Raw genomic sequence first — 22,380 nt, 5'->3', positions numbered from 1 at the left:
CTCCCACAGCTTTTTACAGTGGGTGTGTTACTGAACGACGCCAGCCCCACCCAGTTTGCCCATCACAAAACCGACAAATTGTTCGACGGTCATTTTCTGGCCGTTGAACTCGACCTGATTGTTGGCGTAATGCAGCTTGCTGACGACATTGGTGCCGTCCAGCGTGGCCAATTGGGTGCCCGTTGCCATAGTGCTGAACATGTCGCTGGTGGCCGTTGCCTGGTCGACGATGGTCTTGGCGTCAGTCTGGCCGTCCATTTGCGCCTGCACACTGAGCAGGTCAATCAGCATCGGCTTGGACACTTGCAGGTTGATGTCCAGCAGCGCGATCAACTGACGCACCAACTGATCCGGCGGCAGGTCCATGTTGGACGGTTTGGTCAGGTCCAGCACCAGGTTGGCACGGCTTTCACCGTTGGCGGTGGTGAACGACAAGTTCTCCAGCGCAAATTGCGGGCCGCCAGCCAGCAGCTTCTCAAGACCGGCCTTGACCTGTGCGTTCTCTTGCGGCGTCAGGTTCAACTCCGGCGCCGGTTGACCGGCAGCGGCCGCTTCGGCAGCCGCCTTCTCATACGGCTGCAGCTTGGTCTGGTAGATCTGCATCAGCGACATGGTCGACGGAATGTCGAGGTTCTTCAGGCTCATGGCCATCTGTGCAGAACCCAGCGTCTTGCCGTTGAACGTCACTTCACCGACCTTGTAATCGGCACGCCCGGAAGCGCTGGTGCCCGATTCTTCGGTCTGGTTCTTGATTTCCAGCTTGTTCAGGCCCAGCACTTGTTGCTTGGGACCGAACGTGGTCTTGCTGCTGGTCAGCTCCACTGTGTTGTCGCCGGTGTAGTAGCCGTAGGTGCTTTTGGCCAGGTTGCTGGCCAGGGTCAGGCCGTTCAGCTCGATCTGCACCGGTGCCTGATCTTGCGACACGGTGGTCAGCTTGAGGCTGTCCATGTAACCGTCAGCCTTGAGCTTCTGGGCCTGGGCAGTGGCCGCGACGTCCAGGTTCAGGCCAGAAAATTTCACGCTGGATTTATCGTCCAGCGCCATTTCCAGTGGCAACAATTCAAGGGTGCCGTTGGTGGACTGGTCGTAACCGATGTTGACCGCGCCTTTAAGCGGCGACGCATCCTTGGTGGCGGCAAACCATTTTTCGGTCAGCGGGGTCTTTTCCAGTTCGTAGTGACTGGTGGCCATGACCGGCAGCCATTTCAGCGAGAACAGGCGCGAAGCCGGCAGCGGACCGTGTTCGATGTGGTCGACGAACAGCAACTCGACCGGCTCGCCACCGAACAACTCGCCATCACCCTTGAGGCGGTAATGCGCGGTGCTGCTGAACACGCCGCGCTCCAGCGATACCAATTCGACAGACGCCGTGCCGTTGGAACCGACCATCGCAGCGGTGAGCTCCTTGTTGGCATCGACGAGGGCGGTATTCAACACGCCTTCAAGTTTGGTGCCGGTGTACCAGGCGCCGCCGGCGCTGATTGCACCGATGGCGACGACGATTCCAAGAAGCACGCCTGCTGATTTATTCATGAAGTACCCGATCAATGTCCGTTGTTGAAAGTGTGGTCGTCTTCCCTGAACCCATGACGGGTTACGGCTCGACTCCGCTGAAAGTGCGGGGGAGATTAGCATTTGCCGGGCGAGACGACCCAATGATTAAAGGTGAAAGAGTGTCTTTGGGGAGTGTGCTTGTGGACCACAGGCAGGGGGGAAGAGTTTCGGCGGTCGTTAAATCGCCATCGCGAGCAAGCTCGCTCCCACATTGGTTCTGCGTCGATCACAGATCCCCTGTGGGAGCGAGCTTGCTCGCGAAGGCGTCAGCCCGGCCAATACAGAGTCAGGAGTATTCGTGCTCAATCTCATCGAGCTGATGATCAAAACTCTTCAGCCGCGCCGTCCACGTATACACCAGCACCTCGAAATCGCGATTGATCACCGCCGTCCCGCTCGGCGATTCGGAACGCGGATCACAAAAATCCAGCTGATACCGCTCGCGGGCCATGGCGGCCGCCACGTCGGACAATTCGCGGGCATTGTTGAGCCAGTGCCAGCCCTCTTCGGTCACTTGCTTGTCCAGCGCCAGGCACTGGGTTTTCAAGGCTTCGAGGCTTTTTTCCAGCGGCGTGCCGGTGAGTTCGCCCATGACTTCCTGAAATGTGCGCCCCGGTTGCCAGTAGCTGCCCCAGAAATAGCGGTCGAACACGGTTTCGACCCGGCGCAGGGCAACCTTGGTGTCCCAGATCAGCACCAGGGTCTTGCCTTGTTCGGAATGTCTTTTCTTGATGCGCTGCCCCTGAAAGGAAGCCCAGGCCACCACGACGATGGACAACACGGCAATCAGCGCCGATGCGCTGTCGAGAAATACCAGCGCCTTGTCAATCTGGTGGGCCAGCATGATGCCGTAGAAGTAGGTGGCCGACAGCAAAACCAATGCCGCAATAGCGCACCAGAAGCCGGGAGCATAAGGGTTTTTCATTATTGGAATCCCCATGACCATCGCGAGCCTTGATCAGTGGACTGGCGTGGCTCGTGGCGCGTCAGTCCAACCTTTCAAAGCATAGCAACGGGCTCAGGGTTTGCCGGGGTTCGAGGCTTGCGTTCGTCCGCTTTCCCACCCGCCGCCCAGCGCCAGGAACAAATCGATCTGGCTCATGGCGACCTGGGTATTGGCCGAGGCCAGTTGCGCGAGCACATCGGTGTAGGTGCGGGTCGCTTGCAGGTCCGCCAGGAACGAGGCGCGACCGGCCTGATAGAAGCGGTGCGTCTGCTCGGCCGCCAGTTGCGCCGACTGGCCGGCATCGGCCAAGGCATCGCGACGTTGCAGCAGCGCGGTGTATTGCGCCAGGCCGGTCTGGGTTTCACGGATGGCGTTCAGCACCACGCCGTCAAAATGCGCCAGCGCACCCTGGGTCGTCGCTTCGGCTTCGCGGATACGCGCCCTGGAGCCGTTGGATGGCACGGTCCAGCTCAGCAACGGACCAAAGCCCCAGCGGTTGGTCTGTGGCTTGCCGAGGTCTTCCAGAATACCGACGGTACCGACGGTCGCGCCGATGCTGATGTCCGGGTACAACTCACCGGTAGCGACGCCGATACCAGCGGTCGCGGCGGCCAGCCGACGTTCGGCCTGACGCACGTCAGGCCGGCGCTTGAGCAAGGTTGCGCCGTCACCCACCGGCAACAATTGAGCGATTTTCGGCAATTCGGCGCAATCACGGGTGCCCGCCGGCAATTGATCGACCGGTTTGGCCAGCAACATCGACAGCCGGAACAACCCGGCCTGACGCGCAGCCTCATAACGCGGCATGTCGGCGCGCAAGGATTTGAATTGGGTTTGCGAGCGAGTGACCTGGGTTTCGTCGCCACGCCCGGCGTCCCGCAGACGCTGGGTCAGGGTGGTGCTTTGCGATTGCAGATCGAGCGAGTGCTGGGCGATTTCCCGCTCTTCATTGGCCGCACAGATTTGCGTGTAAGACCGCACCACGTCGGCCACCAGAGTGATTCGCGCCGTGTCGGACGCCGCCTGGGTCGCATCGGCATTGGCCTTGGCCGCTTCGATGCCACGCTGCAAAGTACCGAACAGGTCGAACTGATACGAGGTGGTGATGCCGATGTCGCCGACGTTGGCCACTGGCACTTTTTCAGTCAGCAAATACGCTTCGCCGGATTCCTGCAAACGCTGGGCGCCCATTTTCACGCCGCCGCTCCAGCCGCCCGCCGCCTGGGCTTCCTCGACCTGCGTGCGGGCGCGAGACAGATTCGCCGCCGCCACGCGCAGATCGGTGTTGGAAGCCATGGCCTGCTGCACCAGCAGGTCCAGGCGCGGGTCTTGGTACAGGCGCCACCAGTCGCTCGGCACAGGCGCCGAAACGACACTCTTGCCGTTCACCGTCAGCTCGCCCTGCAAGTCGTCACGGTTGACCGCTGCTTCTTTGGGCAGGTGATAATCGGGCCCGACCACCTGACACGCCGACAGCAAAAGTCCCAATCCGGCGACCGCCAACCCCGAAGCCTTGCTCATTTAGCGGGCTCCTGCTGCTGGTCGTCATGACGCTCGTCACCGATGATCGACACCGTGGCCGTACGCCCGGCGATCATGCGGAAATCTTCAGGCACGTCGTCAAAGGCGATGCGCACCGGAATACGCTGCGCCAGCCGTACCCAGCTGAACGCCGGATTGACGTTGGGCAGCAAGTTGCTGCCGCTGGTGCGGTCACGGTCTTCGATACCGGCGACAATGCTTTCGACATGACCGTGCAGCCGGGCGCGGTCGCCGATTACCCGAATATCCACGCCTTGGCCGACATGAATGCCGTCCAGCTTGGTTTCTTCGAAATAACCGTCGATGTGGAATGAATTGCTGTCCACCACCGACAGCACCGGACGTCCGGCGGTGACGAATTCCTGCGCACGCGGCGCCCGGTCGTTGATGTAGCCGTCCACCGGGCTGCGGATCACCGAGCGGTCGAGGTTGAGCTGGGCGCTGTCCACCGTCACCAGCGCTTCGGCCAGGGCAGATTGTGCGCGGGCGACTTTCGACTGGCTTTCTTCCAGTTGCTCGGCCGGTACCAGGTTGCCCAGGCCACGGTTACGCTTGGCTTCGCGCTGGGCCTGAGCCAGGGTTTCTTCGCGGTCAGCAACGGCGGCCTTGGCCTGGCGCAGTGCCAGATTGAAACGGTCCTGGTCGATGCTGAAGAGCACCTGACCGCGTGTCACCAGCTGGTTGTCACGCACTTGCACTTGCTGGATCAGCCCGGAAACGTCCGGGGCGATCTGCACGATGTCGGCGCGAATGTGCCCGTCCCGGGTCCAGGGTGCGAACATGTAATACATCACCATGCGCCAGACCACGACAACGGCGAAAGTCACGATCAGCAGGGTCAATACCACGCGACCAATAGTCAAAAAGGGTTTTTTCATGTCATCAGGTATCGACTGAGTGAGTCCACGGCGCCGAGCAGCAAAGCGTAGAGAGCCACGTTGAACAATGCCCGGTGCCAGACCAGACGGTAAAAGTGCAGGCGCGTGAGCACCCCGTGCACCAACAGGTAAAACACATACGTGATGCCCATCAGCACCAGCAGCGTGGGCAGGAACACCCCGCTGATATCCAGATCACCGATCATAATGGCGCTCCTTGGGGCAGCGGTTCTTCGAACTCGCCACCGCCGACGAATTCAACACCCGGCAGCAGTGCCAGGCGCAGACCGGCCAAGGCGTGCAGAAGGTGCCGACGGGTTTCATCATCACCGGCGCCACTGAGGGCGCGGCGAGTCCGGTCCATGGTCATCAACAATGGGCTTGGCGCCTGCAACCGCTCGCCGGCCTTCAGGCATGCCTTGAAGTAGTCGCCCACCTCCGCCACCACCTGGCGCAGCAGCACGTGTGGCACCCCGAGGATGCGCGGCGTGTAGGCCAGCAGATCCAGCAGATTCAGCGCCACCCGCACTTCGCGCAGGGCAATGCCGGAGTCCTGATTGGTGATCATCAGGCGTGGCAGATGCTGCATCAGCCGATCAAGCATTTGCACGCCCAGTTGCCGATGCTCCGACAGCGTAGCCGGCTCGGTGAGGCTGACGATGTCGCGCCAGCTGAAACGCGTCAGACGCTTGGCCGCCAGTTCAGCGCCGAACGGACGGGCAATCAGGGTCCAGATAAAGGCAAACAGCAAACCCATGGGGCCGGCCAGGTTGGAGTTGGCGAAGCTGAGGAAATCCGCGTCGTAGGCGCCCTGAATGCTGATGAACGACGAGGTGTTCACCAGCGTCAGCAGCATCCCGAGGTAAAACTGCGGCTTGACCGTCAGCGTGCCGATGCAAATGAACGGCACGGCGAACGCCAGCACCAGCATCGGAAAGTCATGCAGGTTCGGCAGCACCAGAAACAGGTAGAGGCTGGCAAACAGCACCGACATCGCCGTCCAGAAAAAGAACCGGTAGATCTGCGGCGCCGGGTCGTCCATCGAGGCGAAGAAACTGCACGCCACTGCCGCCAGAATCACCGCGCTGCCGCCGTCGGTCCAGCCGAGCAGAATCCACAGCACCGAGGCGACGATGATCGCGCTGACCGTGGACGCTGCCGAATAGAGCATCAGCCCACGGTCGAGAAATGGTGTCAGGCGACCCAGGCGCCAATGCCGATAAACCGCGCGCCAATTGTCCTGGCTCTCGCACTGGATGGCGTATTGCAGGCTGCGGCAGTCCTGCCACAAATCGATCCACTCGCCGAGGCGATACAGGGCGTTGGAAAACAGCAACTGCTTGCGATCCTCCAGCGCTTCGGCACTCGGTTGCAGGGCTTCGAGCTGATCTTTCAGCGCTTGCCAGCGGTCAAGGTCGGCGTCTTTGTGCTCCAGCCACTCGGTGGTCGCGACCAGCAACGGCGCGAACTTGTCCACCAGCTCCGGCGTGCGGCGTTCGAGGGCGTAGAGCGCATCGTTCAGGGCGTCGACCACCGGCAGCAGATGAATCATCCGCCCGCGCAGTTCCTTGGTGTTGCGCACCGTCTGCGGCCGGGCGCCCTCATGGGGCAACTGACCGATCATCAATTCCAGACTGTTGAAGGTCGTCACCATGGCCGCGCGCAGGGCGCTGACTTCATCGGGCTGCACGTTGCGGCTGATAAACCGCTGGCTGTAGGTCGAAGCATCGGTAAACCATTTATTCACCGAATCGTTGAACACCGGCGCCAGCCGCCGTGGGAAGAACATCGCCCCGACCACCGCCGCAACGGCGATGCCAAGGAAAATCTCTTCGGTCCGCGCCTCGGCGATATCCCACACCGCCAGCGGGTTATCCAGCACCGGCAGGGCAATCAGCGGCAGGGTGTAACCGGCAAGCATCAAGGCATAGTTGTTGGCGGTGCGCAGGTGCAGGGACAGGAACAGCAAGGTTCCGGTCCACAAGGCGATCACCACCACCAGGATGTAAGGGCTCTGGACAAACATCGGCACGAAAAACACCGCCGCTGCCGCGCCCATGAACGTGCCGACTGCGCGGTACAGCGCCTTGGAACTGGTGGGGCCGACAAACGGGCTGGAAACGATGTACACCGTGGCCATCGCCCAGTACGGACGTGGCATCTGCATGAGCATGGCGATGTACAGCGCGATCATCGACGCCGCGAAGGTGCGCACGCCGTAAAACCAGTCCCGCGCCGGGGGCATACCGGTAAAAAATCCGTTCAAGGGTTGACCACCGACGGCGAATTGGCCGCTTCAAAGGCTCGCAATACCCGCAGCGTAGCTTCCAGATCGCTTTGGTCGATGCCTTCGAGCACCTCATGACGCAGCCGCACCAACTCGACCTCCACCGCTTGCACCAGCTCGCGACCGGTATCGGTCAGGCTCAGGCACTTGGCGCGCCGGTCATGGGCGTCTTCGGTACGGCAGACGTAGCCGGCGTGACACAGCTGATCGAGCAGCCGCACCAGCGACGGACTCTCCATCCCGGCGGCGTGCGCCACCGTCACCTGCCGCACACCCTCCCCCAGACGCCCGATCATCAACAACGGGACGGCACAGGCTTCGGAGATTCCATAGTTGACCAGCGTGGTCTGGCAGATTTTGCGCCAATGCCTGGCGGCCACCACCATGGCACTGCTGATGTTCATCTGGAGAGCGTCGAGGTTCTTTGGCACGGCGTGACACACAGTTAGTTTGCTAACTATCAATATCGCATTCGGGGGGAAAGGCGGTCAAGTTTTGATACAAATCTCCTGCTGGCGGACGCAAGATTTTCACACTCCCCGCCCTTTCCTCAGCAACACATCCAGCTGATCCACCACCTCCGCCCAATCCGCATCATCCAGAATTTCGTCGCGTAAAAAATCCGCCTGGCTTTGGGTCCAGAAGAACGCATCAGCCAGGTGCAGTTCGGGTTTTAGGGGGGAATGGGTGGCGATGAATTGGTCGATGCTGACCGGGTCGTCGGGCAGGCCAAGTTGTTTGAACAGCGATGGCAGGCTGTGGGAGGGGGATTGCATGTCGGGCTCCGGGGTGGCTGAAAGATTATTCGCGAGCAGGCTCGCTCCCACAGGTTGAGCGCATTTCACTGTGGGAGCGAGCCTGCTCGCGATGGCGGCGGTGCAGACGCCGCAAAACCTAATGACTCAACTCACACACCTGCGCATGCGGCACCATTTTCAGGTACTGCGGCATGCTCATGTGCACCAGGTTATTGTGGTTGCCGGCTTCGACGTAGATGTCTTTCTGGCGGGTCAGCAGTGGGTCGATGACCATGTCCAGGCCGTAAAACTCACCCAGGGCCGGAACCGCTCCGCGTTCGCAATCGTTGAACAGATGCGCCAGGGTGCTTTCCCGGGTGATTTGCCATTCGCTGCTGCCGCGCACTTTGCTCAGGTCCAGGTGACGGCTGGCAGGCAGCACGGCCATCAGGTAGTGACCGTGATGATCGTCGAGGATCACCGACTTGGCCACCCGCTCGGCAGGAATGCCCGCAACTCGCGCCGTTTCGAGGCTGCTGGCCGAGTGCGGGTGGGTGACGACGTCATATTCGCAACCGGCCTTGTCCAGGCTGGTCTGCACAGTTCTTGCCATACGCATGATGCACCTCGATGTCCGCTGCCGTGACGGGCGGACGATGGTTAAGCCTGTTCTCTCTCTTGAAAGTCTAGGTGCGCTGGCAGAAACCGACGGGGAATCTGCCCACCGGACTGATCAAAATTCAGACAGCCGAGGTCTCAACTAGACTATAGGGAGGGTTGCCCCCAGCGACTCTCCCGGAGGGTCAAGTGAACACTCGCTGGTATGCGGTAGCGCTGTTGATGATCATGAGCGGAGCAGCTTTCGCCGCGGATAACGTTGTCCTGCTGGTGCCCAGCCCCATCGGCCTTTGGCTGGTGCTGTTCGGCATCTCGTTTCTGGTGGTCGAAGTCACGGTGCCCAATTACGGGGTGATCGGTTTGGGCGGCATTGTGATGTTTGTCATCGGCGCGGTGATCATGACCAACGCCGACGTCCCGGTGCCATTGATGATCGGCCTGGGACTGATCAGCGCCCTGTTACTGATTTTTCTGCTGATACGCGCCCTGACAACCCGACCACGTCGGGTTGTCAGCGGCGACGCCGGCCTGCTCGGCAGCATCACCCCGATCACCGGGCTACAGGCCGACAATGCCTGCAACGGCTGGGTGCACTTGCAGGGTGAAAACTGGCAAGTGTCCAGTGCCACACCACTGCAACCGGGGCAAACTGTTCGGGTGACGGGACGTAAAGGTTTATTGCTGCAAGTGGCCGCAGCTGATGCGGCGCCAGTTGGAGAATAATCATGGGTCTGCAAGTGGGTTTTGCCGCGCTGCTGCTGTTGGTGATCGCACTGGCGGGGTCGACCTTTCGCATCCTGCGCGAATACGAGCGTGGCGTGGTGTTCCAGCTCGGGCGCTTCTGGCAGGTCAAGGGCCCCGGCCTGATCCTGCTGATTCCGGTGGTGCAGCAAATGGTCCGGGTCGACCTGCGCACCATCGTCCTCGACGTACCGCCGCAGGACGTCATCACCCGTGACAACGTGTCGGTAAAGGTCAACGCCGTGTTGTACTTTCGCGTCCTCGATCCGCAAAAGGCGATCATCCAGGTCGAAGACTTTCTGATGGCCACCAGTCAACTGGCGCAAACCACATTGCGCGCGGTGCTCGGCAAACATGAGCTGGATGAACTGCTGGCTGAGCGCGAGCGGCTGAACATCGACATCCAGCAAGTCCTCGATGCCCAGACCGACACCTGGGGCATCAAGGTCGCCAATGTCGAAATCAAGCATGTGGACCTCAATGAATCGATGGTCCGCGCCATCGCCAAGCAGGCCGAGGCCGAACGGGAACGCCGGGCCAAGGTGATCCACGCCGAGGGTGAATTGCAGGCCTCGGAAAAGCTGATGCAGGCGGCTGAAATGCTCGGTCGGCAACCGGGGGCAATGCAACTGCGGTACATGCAGACGCTGACGTCGATTGCCGGGGACAAGAGTTCGACGATTGTCTTTCCGTTGCCGATTGAATTGCTCAAGGGGATGGCGGATTTGTCGTCAAAACCTTGAAATAGCGGCTTGCCAACACCTTTCAATCCAGACGCAATCCCGCTCCCACAGGGGATATACCGTGTTCAAATCAGGCCTGGCGTAATCGTTCGAGGGCCGCATACGGTTCTCGCGCCCATTGCTCGACCTGTTCGCGCAGCAGTGCCGACGCCTCGCGCTGCTTGTCCGCGCCGTCCCCGACAAACACCTGCGACGGCTGCTTGGCATGCTGTCCGGCCGCTGCAAAGACCTGCTGACGCTGCCCACCCTCCAGCGCAAAAAAATCCGCCAGATGCCCTGCCATCGCGTCCGGCAATTCGCTGTAGTTGACCGCTAACCCGGCCCATTCCCGACACTGCGCCAACCCTGTCTCCAGCAAACGTCCCAACCGCCGCGCGATGTAGTTCTCCTGCCCTTCAAATGGCAAACCATCATCCAGCACACTCGCCCCGATCATCCCCGGCACCATGTGCATGCCCGGACGGCGCAGATGCGAGACGGCAATCTCCAGCGGCTCGCGATACACAAACAGCCACGGCGTCTGGGGATACAGCTCACGCAACAGCGCCAATTCACCGATGTTCCACGCATCGAGTTTGATCACCAGCCGCTGTTCCACCCCGCGTCGCTGCTGGCCATACGCAGACAGCAGACCGGCAATGGCGGCGCGTCGTGCGGACGCCGGTAAATCGCTGCGCAGCAAGGCGTCCAGCGGCGGCGGTTCGCTGACGACGATGTGGTTATCGAGCCTGGCCAGCATCTGGCTGATCAGGGTCGAGCCGCAGCGCGAGGCGTGAAAGATGAACGCACTGGGCGCGAGACCGGGGCGGCCTGCCTGCCAATCGACGAGGGCACTCAAGGGTGTTTGTCGGCGAAACGCCTGATTGAACGGCAACCGCAGCCGCTCTTCCACGGCCTCACGAAAGAACGGTTGATGCAGCGGCGCATCGCCGAACCAGCACCAGTCCACTTGCCACTCAGCCGTCGGCTGCCAGACGCGAATCGGCAACCAGCCTTCAAGGTTCAGGCGCTCCATTGTTCGTTCCACTGGCGCCGTCCCTGACGCATCGCTGCTTGCAGTTCTTCCCTGGAAAACGGCAGGCCGCGCTCAGCAGCCAATTCCAGGGTCCGAACGATAAAGGATTCGTTATCTCGCAAACCCTGCAACGTCATCGCTAACACAGGGTCTGCCGCGACCAGCCGCTGAAACGCCTCCAATGCATCGACGGTGACGCCAGGCGACGGAGTGGTCGCTACCCCGTCGACAATCGCCTGCTCAAGCCAAGCCCCAGGCCGACAATCGAGCACCAGATGAACCCGCGGCAGATGATCGTGATTGTCCACCCGATGTGGCCGCGACAAATCAAGGAACCAGCACTCGCCGGCCTGCATCGGCATGCGCTGGCCGCCCAGCAGGAAATCCACGCGAGGCGGGCTGAGCAAGGGAATGTGCAGACGCAAATCGGCGTTCGGCGAACCCAGATCATAGTCACGATGTTCATGAATCTGGCCGCCCGGCCCGAGGCGCAGCAGGCGTGCGCTGACGATTTCCAGAGGCAGATCGCGCAGGGCTTGTTGCCAGCGACCATCGCTTAGCCAGGGGGCGCGCAATTGCGGCTGACCACGACCCGGCGACAGTTCGGTCAGCGCATCCGTCGCCGAAATCAGCGCCACGCCGCTCCAGTCGCCGGCGTAATAGGCGCTGTTGAAGTGACCGTGCCATTGGTCTTCATCAATCGCCGCCAGCGCCTGCAACAGCAGCGGCAAATCCACCGCTACCGGCAAGCGCGAGAACGCGGGGCGACTCATGGCGTGGACAGCACCGCGCATTCGCCGAGCCAGGTCAGCAGACGATCAAGACAGGCATCGACGGACTGTGCGCCGGTATCGAGGACCAACGACGCCGAAACGGGCGGTTCATAAGGCGCGGACACGCCGGTGAACCCGGGCAAATCGCCACGGCGGGCGCGGGCGTAATGCCCTTTGGGATCGCGCTGCTCGCAGACCACCAACGACGCGCTGCACCAGACTTCGCGATAGTCCTCGCCGAGTCGCTGGGCAAACAGACTTCGCAGTTCCACCAACGGCGCAATCATCGCCAGAATCACGATCTGGCCGTTCTCCACCAGCAATGCGGCCAGCTCGCTGGCGCGGCGGATATTTTCCTGACGGTCGCGCTCACTGAAACCCAGATCACGATTAAGCCCGACCCGCAGCCCATCCCCGTCGAGCACCACACTCTGCACACCGCGCTCGAACAGCTCGGCGTGCAGCGCCTGGGCCAGGGTCGACTTGCCTGCCGCCGGCAACCCGGTCAGCAGAATCGCCGCACCCCGGTGGCCATTGCGGGCCTCCCGTTGCTCGCGATTAACGCTTGCCGTCGGCGCCAGCAGGTCACTTGGCCGGGGCATTGACCACCGGCACCGTGATATCGCCCGAGGCCCAGGCCGCTTCGCGGTTGGCCAGTGCGGTGGCGATGGATTGCACTTGCGTGGACTGCACCTGATCCGGCAGCGGGTCGAGCCCGGCGCTGGCGAAAATCTGGCCATAGGCGTTACGCAGATCGGCGTACGACAGATCGCGGCGCAGATCGGCCTGCAAGGTGATCAGTTCGCCCTGGATCAGGTCAAGCTCACCAATGCCGGCTGCCTGATGACGGTTGCGCAGCTGTTCCAGAATCTGCCCGTCGATCTGCGACAGTTGCTGGTTGGTCTTGAACTGGTTCAGCGCTTCCTGATAGTTGGCATTGGCCACATACAACTGGGCCAGCACTGCGATGGACATGGCCTGACGGCGTGCCTTGGCCACTTCTTCGCCTGCCTTGGCGACGTCGATGGCCGCTGGTGCGGAGATCACGTTGAACAGGTTCCAGGTGACTTTCGCCCCGTAATCGGCCCAGCGGTTGTTGACCAGAAACGAGTTGCTGTCGTAATGCCCGCCCGCCGAGAACTCAAGCCCCGGCAGCAGACGCAGCATGGCTTTGCGGGTTTCGGCGGTGCTGATACGGGTCTGGTAATCCTGCTCACGCAGTTCCGGGCGGCTGGCCAGCGCTTCGTGCTCCAGGCTGGCCATGCCGACTTTCAGTTGCGGAATCTGGTAGTCGTCCGGGGTCGCCAGCTTCAGGTCGGTGCCCATGGGCAGGTTGATCAGGGTCGATAGTTCTGTTTTAGCCAGGGACAAGGCCCGACGCTGTTCCTGCAACTGACGAGTCGCCTCGATCAACGAGCGCTGATAACCCAACGCCTGCACCGGGTCGCCAATGCGCTGGTCGCTCATGCTCTGGCTGTTGTTGCGCGCGGTGTCGACCCGCGCCATCAGGCTGTCGATCTGCGAGAGCAGGCGTTCGGCAGCCACCGCTCGCCAGTACGCCGAGCGTACGTCCTGAACGATGGTGTTGATCACCTTGCGTCGACGTTCCTGAACAATCAGGCGCTGATCGCCCTGTTGCTTGGCGTTGATGTAGCTGACGCCGAAGTCGAGGACGTTCCAGACCATGGTCAGGTCCGCGACATTGCGGTCGCGATCCTGGGAGGTCGACGGTTCCAGGGACTGGGTGCCGGTGCGTACGCTCTGGCTGCTGGAGGCGCTGACGTTGTTACGCCCGGCGTACCCGGCATCCAGCGCCATACGCGGCAGCATGTCGAAGCTGGCGAGGTCGAGCTGACGCTTGGCCAGCGCTTCCTCCATGATCTTGAGCCGGCCTTCGAGGTTGTATTTCACCGCGCGGGCCATGGCCTGGTGCAAAGTCAGCGGGCCGCTGAGCGGCTCCTGGTCCTTGTACATGTTCTGCAGATCGCTCTTGGCACGCTGCTCACTGACGCTGCGTTCAATCGGATCACTGGTAACTGCACATCCGCCGATCGCCAGCGCAAGCAGGCTGGCACCGAACAACTTATGACTTCTTTTCATCCTTGGACCGCCCCTGGGTGCTGCACAGATTTAAGTGTATTCACAACCCCTGTGGGAGCGGGCTTGCTCGCGAAAGCGGTGTGTCAGTCAACAGAAATGTTGAACATGCCGTCCTCTTCGCGAGCAAGCCCGCTCCCACACAAGGTTGTGCATAGCATTGGTTTCAAGCCTGCATTTCGCTGATGCCGACCTGTTGCAAAGCCGCAGCCAGGTTGTTGACCTGCTGTTGCTCGGTGTCTTTGAGTTGCTGCAACTGCTGACCCAGCGACGGCGCGCCAAACACCCCGCGCAGCCCCTGGGAAATGTCGCCCGTCTGGATCGAATGGCTGCCGAAGGCATCCAGCGAATCACGGTCCGTGCCGGTGTCCTGATTGAACAGGCTCGCCAGCGTACTGGTGCTGAACACGCCGCCATCGCCCCCACCAAAACCGAGGAAGCCATGACCGGAACCGTCGCCGCTGCCGCTTTCGTTGCTGAACACCTGAGCGATGAAACTCGGGCTGAGCGCGCCGCGGTTAATGAAAATGTCGCCCAGCGGCCGGATGCCGTCACCCAGCACCCGCTGTTCGAACAGCGGCGGGAATGTCAGTGGTGAGGCGAGATTGCCAGTCGGTGCGGTGAAGACAAAGGGTTGCAGTGGCACGTTCGGTTGATCCGGCACGGTCACCGTCACAGGTTCCCGATCCTGCGGGTCGGGCGGGAACACCACGACCGGCGACGTCGGTACAACACCCGCCGGCACAGTGTTGATCGCATAGCCATTGGACTGGATGACACCGCTGCCGGTATTGCCAGCGGCGTCGCTGACAGCCGCCGTGTTCAGCGTGATCGCGTTGTTGCCATTGCTGACATTGGCGCTCGGCGTCAGGGTCGCGGTCCAGGTCTTGCCGCCGTCGTTGCTGCTCAGGTTGGACAAGGTGCCGTTGCCCGCGCTGATGTCCGACAGGTCGAAATGGCTCACCGCCTCGTTGAAGGTGATGGTCACCAGCGAGGTCTGACCGACGCCCAGATTCGGGTTGGCGACGACCACGGTTGCGCTTGGGCGTTCGCTGTCGATCACATAGTTGTTGGACACCGCCACGCCCGAGCCGGTGTTGCCGGCCAGGTCGGTGACGTTGCTGGTATCGAGCGCAATGAAGTTGCTCGGGTCGGTGACGCCGGCAGTCGGCTTGAAGGTCGCCGTCCAGGTCTTGCCGCCGTCGCCGCTGGCCAGATTGCTCAGCTCGCCATTGGTCACGCTGAGGTCCGACAGATCGAAATTGCTCACCACCTCGCTGAAGGTGAACGTCACCAACGTGCTCTGGCCAATGCCCAGGTTCGGGTTGGCAACCGAGATGGTCGCCGTCGGCCGAGTGGCATCGAGGATGTAGTTGTTGGAGATGGCTATCGAAGCACCGGCATTGCCCGCCGTGTCCGTCACCGTACTGGTATCGAGGATGATCAGGTTGGTGGTGTCGTCGACATTGGCCGTTGGCGTCAGGGTCGCGGTCCAGGTTTTGCCGCCGTCACTGCTGAGCAGGTTGGACAACGTGCCATTGGCGACGCTGAGGTCCGACAGGTCGAAACCCGATACCGTCTCGCTGAAGGTGATGGTGACCGTGGTCGTCTCGCCGATGCCCAGACGGTTGTCCGCCACCACGATGGTCGCGGTGGGCCGCGTCGTGTCAATGGCGAAGTTGTTCGAATCGGTGGTGCCGACGCCCGCGTTGCCCGAGGCATTGGTCACGCCACTATTATCGAGGGTGATCAGGTTGGTGGTATCGGTGACGTTGGCTGTCGGCGTGAACGTCGCGGTCCAGGTGATACCGCCGTCACTCGACGACACGTTGCTCAGGGTGCCGTTGGCAATGCTCAGGTCGGCGTTGCTGAAACCGTTGACCGCTTCACTGAATGTAATGGTCACCAGCGACGTATCGCCAACTTTGAGCGCGCTGTCGGCGACCACAATGGTTGCCGTCGGCACCTCGGTGTCCACCGCATAGTTGGCCGAGTTGGTTACACCCGTACCGGCATTGCCCGCCAGGTCGCTGATGCCCGCATTGTTCAGGGTGATCAGGTTGGTGGCGTCGGTCACGCCCGTGGTCGGGGTGAAAGTCGCGGTCCAGGTGACGCCGCCGTCGCTGCTGCTGACGTTGCTCAGGGTGCCGTTGGCGACGCTCAAGTCGCTGTTGTCGAAGCCTTGCACCGCCTCGCTGAAGGTGATGGTCACCAGCGAAGTTTCGCCTGGCCGCAGGTCGGTGTCAGCCATGACGATGGTGGCGGTCGGACGCACGCTGTCGACGGCGTAATTGTTGGAGTCGGTGATGCCGGCGCCTGCATTGCCTGCAAGGTCCTGCACCAGGGAGTTGTCCAGATGCACCCTATTGCTGGTGTCGGTGATGCCCGCTGCCGGCGTCAGGGTGGCGGTCCAGGTGATGCCGCCGTCGCTGCTGCTGACGTTGCTCAGGGTGGCGTTATCGATGGTCAGGTCAGCGTTGCTGAAACCGGTGACCGCTTCGCTGAAGGTGATGGTCACCAGCGACGTCTGGCCGATGCCCAGCGCCGGGTCAGCGACCACGATGGTCGCGGTCGGACGCTCGGTGTCGATGGCGTAGTTGTTGGAATCAGTGGTGCCGGTGCCGGCATTGCCACTGGTGGCGCCCTGCACGCCGCTGTTGTCCAGCGTGATCAGGTTGCTGCTGTCGGTGATGGCGCTGGTCGGGGTGAAGGTCGCCGTCCAGGTGATCCCGCCATCACTGCTGCTGACCGCACTCAAGGTGCCATTGGCAATGGTCAGGTCGGCGTTGGTGAAACCGCTCACCGCCTCGTTGAAGGTGATGGTCACCAGTGACGTTTCACCAATATGCAGCGCGTTGTCGGCGACCACGATGGTCGCCGTCGGCAGCACGGTATCGATGGTGAAATTGCCCGAGTTGGTCACGCCGGTGCCGGCGTTGCCGGCCAGGTCACTGATGCCTGCATTGTTAAGCGTGATCAGATTGGTGGTGTCTTTGACGTTGACGGTCGGGGTGAACGTCGCCGTCCAGGTGATGCCGCCATCGCTGCTGCTCACGGCACTCAAGGTGCCGTTGGGAATGCTCAGGTCAGTGTTGTCGAAGCCCTGCACCGCCTCGCTGAAGGTGATGGTCACCAGCGAAGTTTCGCCCGCGTTGAGGGTGCCGTCGGCGACCACGATGGTGGCGGTCGGACGCTGGCTGTCAATGGCGTAGTTGTTGGAGTCGGTAGTGCCGGCGCCCGCATTGCCTGCCAGGTCCTGCACCAGGGAGTTGTCCAGGTGCACCCTATTGCTGGTGTCGGTAATGCCCGCTGCCGGCGTCAGGGTGGCGGTCCAGGTGATGCCGCCGTCGCTGCTGCTGACGTTGCTCAGGGTGGCGTTATCGATGGTCAGGTCAGCGTTGCTGAAACCGGTGACCGCTTCGCTGAAGGTGATGGTCACCAGCGACGTCTGGCCGATACCCAGCGCCGGGTCAGCGACCACGATGGTCGCGGTCGGGCGCTGGGTATCGATGGCGTAGTTGTTGGAATCAGTGGTGCCGGTGCCGACGTTGCCACTGGTGGCGCCCTGCACGCCGCTGTTGTCCAGCGTGATCAGGTTGCTGCTGTCGGTGATGGCGCTGGTCGGGGTGAAGGTCGCGGTCCAGGTGATCCCGCCATCACTGCTGCTGACCGCACTGAGCGTGCCGTTGGCAATGGTCAGGTCGGCGTTGGTGAAACCGCTCACCGCCTCGTTGAAGGTGATGGTCACCAGTGACGTTTCACCAATATGCAGCGCGTTGTCGGCGACCACGATGGTCGCCGTCGGCAGCACGGTATCGATGGTGAAATTGCCCGAGTTGGTCACGCCGGTGCCGGCGTTGCCGGCCAGGTCACTGATGCCTGCATTGTTAAGCGTGATCAGATTGGTGGTGTCTTTGACGTTGACGGTCGGGGTGAACGTCGCCGTCCAGGTGATGCCGCCATCGCTGCTGCTCACGGTACTCAAGGTGCCGTTGGGAATGCTCAGGTCAGTGTTGTCGAAGCCCTGCACCGCCTCGCTGAAGGTGATGGTCACCAGCGAAGTTTCGCCCGCGTTGAGGGTGCCGTCGGCGACCACGATGGTGGCGGTCGGACGCTGGCTGTCAATGGCGTAGTTGTTGGAGTTGGTGGCGCCAGCGCCGGCGTTGCCCGCCACGTCCGCGATCCCGGTGTTGTCCAGGGTGATGAGGTTGGTCGCATCGGTGACGCCGGCTGTTGGCGTGAAGGTCGCCGTCCAGGTGATGTTGTCGCTGGTACTCAGGCCGGTGAGCGTACCGTTGTTGGCCGTCAGATCGGCGAGAGTGAAACCGGTCACAGCCTCACTGAAGGTGATGGTCACTACCGAGGTTTGGCCGATGGCCAACGCCGTGTCGGCAACGACAATGGTCGCGGTCGGGCGTTGGGTATCGATGGCGTAATTGTTGGAGTCGGTGATGCCGACACCGATGTTGCCGCTGCTGACACCCTGCACGCCGCTGTTGTCCAGGGTGATCAGGTTGGTGCTGTCGGTGATGGCGTTGGTCGGGGTGAAGGTCGCCGTCCAGGTGATGCCGCCGTCACTGCTGCTGACCGCACTGAGCGTACCGTTGGCGATGGTCAGGTCGGCATTGGTAAACCCGCTCACCGCTTCGCTGAACGTGATGGTCACCAACGACGTTTCACCGATGTTCAACGCACTGTCGGCGACCACGATAGTGGCAGTCGGCGCCACGGTGTCGATCACGAAATTGCCGGAGTTGGTGGTGCCGCTGCCGGTATTGCCGATCAGGTCGGCCACGCCGGTGTTGGCCAGGGTGATGACGTTGGTCGCATCATTGACGCCCACCGTTGGCGTGAAAGTCGCGGTCCAGGTGATCCCGCCGTCGCTGCTGCTGACCGCGCTCAAGGTGCCGTTGGGGACGGTCAGGTCGGCGTTGGTGAAACCGCTCACCGCTTCGCTGAACGTGATGGTCACCAGCGAGGTTTCACCGACCTTCAGACTGCTGTCGGCGAGCACAATGGTGGCGGTCGGGCGCACAGTATCGACCACGTAGTTGTTCGACGACGTGGCGCCAGTGCCGGCATTGCCTGCCGTATCGCTGACCCCGGTGTTGCCCAGGGTGATGACGTTGGTGGTGTCGTTGATGCTGGCGCTCGGGGTGAACGTTGCCGTCCAGGTGACGCCACCGTCACTGCTGCTGACCGCGCCCAATGTGCCGTTGGCGATGGTCAGGTCGGCGTTGGTGAAGCCGGTCACCGCTTCGCTGAAGGTGATGGTCACCAACGAAGTCTGGCCGATACCCAAGGCCGTGTTGGCCACCACCACGGTCGCTGTTGGCCGAACGGTATCCACCGCATAGTTATTGGAGTTTGTCGTCCCTGTGCCGGCGTTGCCCGCCGTATCACTGACCCCGGTATTGTCCAGCGTGATCAGGTTGGTGCTGTCACTGACCGTCGCACTCGGTGTCAAGGTCGCCGTCCAGGTGATACCGCCATCGCTGCTGCTGACGGCGCTCAACGAGCCGTTGGCGATGGTCAGGTCGGCGTTGGTGAAACCGGTCACCGCCTCGCTGAACGTGATGGTCACCTGCGAACTCTGGCCGATGGCCAGGCTGGTGTTGGCGACCACGATGGTTGCGGTCGGCCGCTGGGTATCGACCACGTAGTTGTTCGAATTGGTGGTGCCGGTGCCGGCGTTGCCCGCCGTATCACTGACCCCTGTGTTATCCAGGGTCACGACGTTGGTGGTATCGCTGATCGCATTGGTTGGCGTCAGCGTGCCGGTCCAGGTAATGCCGCCGTCGCTGCTGCTCAGTCCGGTGACGGTGCCGTTGGCCACGGTCAGGTCAGCGGTGGTGAAACCGGTCACCGCTTCGTTGAAGGTGATGGTCACCAGCGAGGTTTCGCCGATGGCCAGCGTGGTGTCGGCGACCACGATGGTCGCCGTTGGCCGCACGGTATCGATGGTGTAGTTGTTTGAGTTGGTGCTGCCGGCGCCGGCGTTGCCTGCCGTGTCGTTGACCCCGGTGTTGTCCAGGGTAATGACGTTGGTGGTGTCGTGGGTGCTGGCGCTTGGCGTGAGCGTGGCCGTCCAGGTGATGCCGCCGTCGCTGCTGCTGACGTTGGTCAACGTGCCATTGGCGATGGTCAGGTCGGCATTGGTGAAACCGGTCACGGCTTCACTGAAGGTGATGGTCACCAACGAGGTTTCGCCGGCGATCAGCGCGTTGTCGGCGACCACGATGGTCGCGGTGGGCCGCACGGTATCGACCACGTAATTGTTGGAATCGGTGGTGCCCACGCCCGCCACGCTGCCAGTGACGCTCTGCACCCCGGTGTTATCCAGCGTGATGACGTTGGTGGTGTCGGTGATCGACGCGTTCGGCGTGAACGTCGCGGTCCAGGTCACGCCGCCATCGCTGCTGCTGACTGCACTCAGGGTGCCGTTGGGGATCGTCAGGTCGGCATTGGTGAAACCGGTCACGGCGGTGCTGAAGGTGATGGTCACCAGCGAAGTTTCGCCGATGCCCAGCGTCGGGTCGGCCACCACGATTGTTGCGGTGGGGGGCTCGACGTAATTGTTGATGAGGGTGCCGTCGTTGCGCAGGTTGGTCACGTTTGCCGGGGTGCTGCCCGCAGCACCGCCACCCGACGCACCACCGCCGGAGCCGCTGCCGCCGACGTTGCCACTCAGGGCCGCGAAGTTCGCTGCGGTCATGATCAGCGTGCCTTTGTTCCAGATCCCGCCGATGCCCTGGCCTGCAGCACCGCCGGGATCGGCGCTGCCGCCATCCCCTGCCAGGCCGCCGCCGCCACCGCCGCCACCACCGGCCGCAATGTTGCCGCTGATGTGCGAAGTGCCGATCACGGTCATGGTGCCGGAGTTATAAACGCCGCCCGCTGCCGAACCGCCGATGCCGCCGACCCGGTTCCAGCCGGAACCGCCACCGCCACCACCGACGGTGATCGTGCCGTTGGTTGCCGAACCGCCGTTGCCGCCGACGCTGTAGCCCGACGTGCCGGAGGTGCCGCCTGCGCCGCCCGCGCCGTTGACGGCGCCGCCACGGCCGCCGAGATGGACCGAGTCATAACTGCCGCCGATGCCGCCCGCGCCGGAACCGCCCGCAGTGCCGAAATACGTTGGCCGCCCCTGTGCCGTAGTGTTGCCGCCGGCAGCGCCGCCCGAGCCGCCCACCCCGCCGCCGCCACCACCGCTACCGCCGCCATAAATCGGCGTCACGCCACCGCCGCCACCACCACCGGACGCTGCGTTGGCGATCACGGTGACGTTTTTCAGGGTCAGGTTACCGGCATTCAAGATCCCGCCGCCCAAGGCATCACTGGCGGTGAAACCACTGTTGGCGCCACTGCCGGCGGCCAGGCCTTTGGTGATGGTCAAGCCGTCGAGCAGCACGGTGCTGCCGGACGCGACTTCAATGACGCGGGTCTTGTATTGACCGCTCAGCGTCACGTCGGCCACGCCGTCGTTGTTCAGATCGCCATCGATGGTGATGTTCTTGTTGATCAGCAATTCGGTGTTCAGGTTAACGGTCATGCTGCCGCTGAAGGTGACAATGTCGCCGTTCTGCGCCAGCGCAAGTTCGGCGCGCAGGGAGTTGGTGCCGCTGTCCAGGTTGTTGGTCGCCGTCCAGGTGGCCAGGCCCCATTGGTAGGCACTCATGGACTGGGCCGAGAGCACGTTGACGCTCTCGATGGTGCCGGTGGCGATTTCCAGGTTCCAGTCGCCGCCCACGCCGGTGCGGTTGCTGGAGGCGGCGACGTCGCGGCCGGTCATGTTGGCAATCGAGTCGACAAAACTGACGCCGCGATCACCCTCGGCGGTGTAGCAGGCGTAGATCAGGATGTCGCCGCCGACGTTCATGTCCTTGCCGATTTGCCCCAACACGGCGCTGCGAGCAGCGACGTTATCGGCTGACAGGTATGTGCTGCCCAGCCACAGATCCCCGGCGTTGCCGTGGGCAATGATCTCCACCGTGCTGATGCCCTGGTGGCTGCCCAGGTAGTCGGCGATCTGCTGCAATCCGTCCTTGCTGCCATCGAGTTGCACCACCTGGGTGCCGGGCGCGACGCCTTTGAGCAAACTGTCGGAGTCTTTGACCCGAGAGTCGACAAACACCACGCTCTGGCCGGGTACGGCGACCGGCGTCGCGGCGGCCGGCGTTGCATCAGCCTGACCGTGGGTGTCCTTGCTGGCCACCGCATGATCGGCGGCCGGCGCCTTGGCGGCGTCGGCAGTCGGATGACTCTCAGGCTGAGCGGCCTCGGCCACCGTGGCTGCCACTGCGCCATCGAACAGCATGCGCGGTTCCAGGGACATGATCATGGGCGCGGCCAGTGCCCGTGCGCCCTCGGTAACTCGCGACTTGCCTTTGCTCCACCACATGCTGCTCACCCGGACTCGAACTTACTTGAGGCACCAAAAAAAACGCCG

Annotated in this window: 16 protein-coding genes; 2 read left to right on the top strand and 14 right to left on the bottom strand. The window is 62.3% G+C overall.

Annotation, left to right across the window (positions count from 1 at the left end; translation table 11 throughout):
* Positions 1-27: 27 nt before the first annotated feature.
* From POF45_RS16900 to POF45_RS16860, 9 genes are all read right to left on the bottom strand, one after another.
* Positions 28-1,533, bottom strand: coding sequence for a YdgA family protein (locus tag POF45_RS16900; protein ID WP_282316181.1), 1,506 nt, complete (start codon positions 1,531-1,533; stop codon positions 28-30).
* A gap of 307 nt (positions 1,534-1,840) precedes the next feature.
* Entirely contained in the window at positions 1,841-2,479 is a 639-nt protein-coding gene (locus tag POF45_RS16895; protein WP_259498095.1) for an NADH:ubiquinone oxidoreductase subunit N, read from the bottom strand.
* Positions 2,480-2,572: 93 nt separating this feature from the next.
* Positions 2,573-4,021, bottom strand: a complete 1,449-nt coding sequence (locus POF45_RS16890; RefSeq protein ID WP_259498093.1) for an efflux transporter outer membrane subunit — start codon at positions 4,019-4,021, stop codon at positions 2,573-2,575.
* A complete protein-coding gene (locus tag POF45_RS16885; RefSeq protein WP_259498091.1) occupies positions 4,018-4,920 on the bottom strand; it encodes an efflux RND transporter periplasmic adaptor subunit in 903 nt (300 codons plus the stop codon). Before POF45_RS16885 ends, POF45_RS16890 begins: the two co-directional genes overlap by 4 nt.
* Positions 4,917-5,126: a DUF1656 domain-containing protein gene (locus POF45_RS16880; protein ID WP_259498089.1), complete on the bottom strand. Its 210-nt coding sequence runs from the start codon at positions 5,124-5,126 to the stop codon at positions 4,917-4,919. Before POF45_RS16880 ends, POF45_RS16885 begins: the two co-directional genes overlap by 4 nt.
* Positions 5,123-7,186, bottom strand: coding sequence for an FUSC family protein (locus POF45_RS16875; protein WP_282316179.1), 2,064 nt, complete (start codon positions 7,184-7,186; stop codon positions 5,123-5,125). The genes POF45_RS16880 and POF45_RS16875 overlap by 4 nt, the downstream gene beginning before the upstream one ends.
* Positions 7,183-7,611 carry a MarR family winged helix-turn-helix transcriptional regulator gene (locus POF45_RS16870; RefSeq protein ID WP_259498085.1) on the bottom strand — a complete coding sequence of 143 codons (429 nt, stop codon included), beginning with the start codon at positions 7,609-7,611 and terminating at the stop codon, positions 7,183-7,185. Before POF45_RS16870 ends, POF45_RS16875 begins: the two co-directional genes overlap by 4 nt.
* A gap of 126 nt (positions 7,612-7,737) precedes the next feature.
* Positions 7,738-7,983, bottom strand: a complete 246-nt coding sequence (locus POF45_RS16865) for a DUF2789 domain-containing protein (protein WP_259498083.1) — start codon at positions 7,981-7,983, stop codon at positions 7,738-7,740.
* Between the two features lie 118 nt (positions 7,984-8,101).
* A complete protein-coding gene (locus POF45_RS16860) occupies positions 8,102-8,563 on the bottom strand; it encodes an aminoacyl-tRNA deacylase (protein ID WP_259498081.1) in 462 nt (153 codons plus the stop codon).
* 188 nt (positions 8,564-8,751) lie between these two features.
* Between POF45_RS16860 and POF45_RS16855 the strand changes: the two genes are divergently transcribed.
* Positions 8,752-9,285 (top strand): NfeD family protein, encoded by a 534-nt coding sequence (locus POF45_RS16855; protein WP_282316176.1) that lies wholly within the window; start codon positions 8,752-8,754, stop codon positions 9,283-9,285.
* 2 nt (positions 9,286-9,287) lie between these two features.
* Positions 9,288-10,046 (top strand): slipin family protein, encoded by a 759-nt coding sequence (locus POF45_RS16850; protein ID WP_409077910.1) that lies wholly within the window; start codon positions 9,288-9,290, stop codon positions 10,044-10,046.
* 70 nt (positions 10,047-10,116) lie between these two features.
* Here the strand turns inward: POF45_RS16850 and POF45_RS16845 are convergent, their stop codons facing one another.
* From POF45_RS16845 to POF45_RS16825, 5 genes are all read right to left on the bottom strand, one after another.
* A complete protein-coding gene (locus POF45_RS16845) occupies positions 10,117-11,061 on the bottom strand; it encodes a sulfotransferase family protein (protein ID WP_282316175.1) in 945 nt (314 codons plus the stop codon).
* Positions 11,049-11,834, bottom strand: a complete 786-nt coding sequence (locus POF45_RS16840; RefSeq protein WP_282316174.1) for an aspartyl/asparaginyl beta-hydroxylase domain-containing protein — start codon at positions 11,832-11,834, stop codon at positions 11,049-11,051. The genes POF45_RS16845 and POF45_RS16840 overlap by 13 nt, the downstream gene beginning before the upstream one ends.
* On the bottom strand, positions 11,831-12,436 hold the full coding sequence (cysC, locus tag POF45_RS16835; RefSeq protein ID WP_282316173.1) for an adenylyl-sulfate kinase: 606 nt from the start codon (positions 12,434-12,436) through the stop codon (positions 11,831-11,833). The genes POF45_RS16840 and cysC overlap by 4 nt, the downstream gene beginning before the upstream one ends.
* Positions 12,420-13,934, bottom strand: a complete 1,515-nt coding sequence (locus POF45_RS16830; RefSeq protein ID WP_259498073.1) for a TolC family protein — start codon at positions 13,932-13,934, stop codon at positions 12,420-12,422. The genes cysC and POF45_RS16830 overlap by 17 nt, the downstream gene beginning before the upstream one ends.
* Before the next feature lie 163 nt (positions 13,935-14,097).
* Entirely contained in the window at positions 14,098-22,332 is an 8,235-nt protein-coding gene (locus POF45_RS16825) for an Ig-like domain-containing protein (protein WP_349016867.1), read from the bottom strand.
* Positions 22,333-22,380: the final 48 nt, after the last annotated feature.

Origin of the sequence: Pseudomonas fungipugnans, from assembly GCF_029955235.1 — a bacterium.
Lineage (GTDB): Bacteria > Pseudomonadota > Gammaproteobacteria > Pseudomonadales > Pseudomonadaceae > Aquipseudomonas > Aquipseudomonas fungipugnans.
Note: the sequence above shows the minus strand (reverse complement) of the source record. Positions and strands in the feature narration are given on the sequence as shown.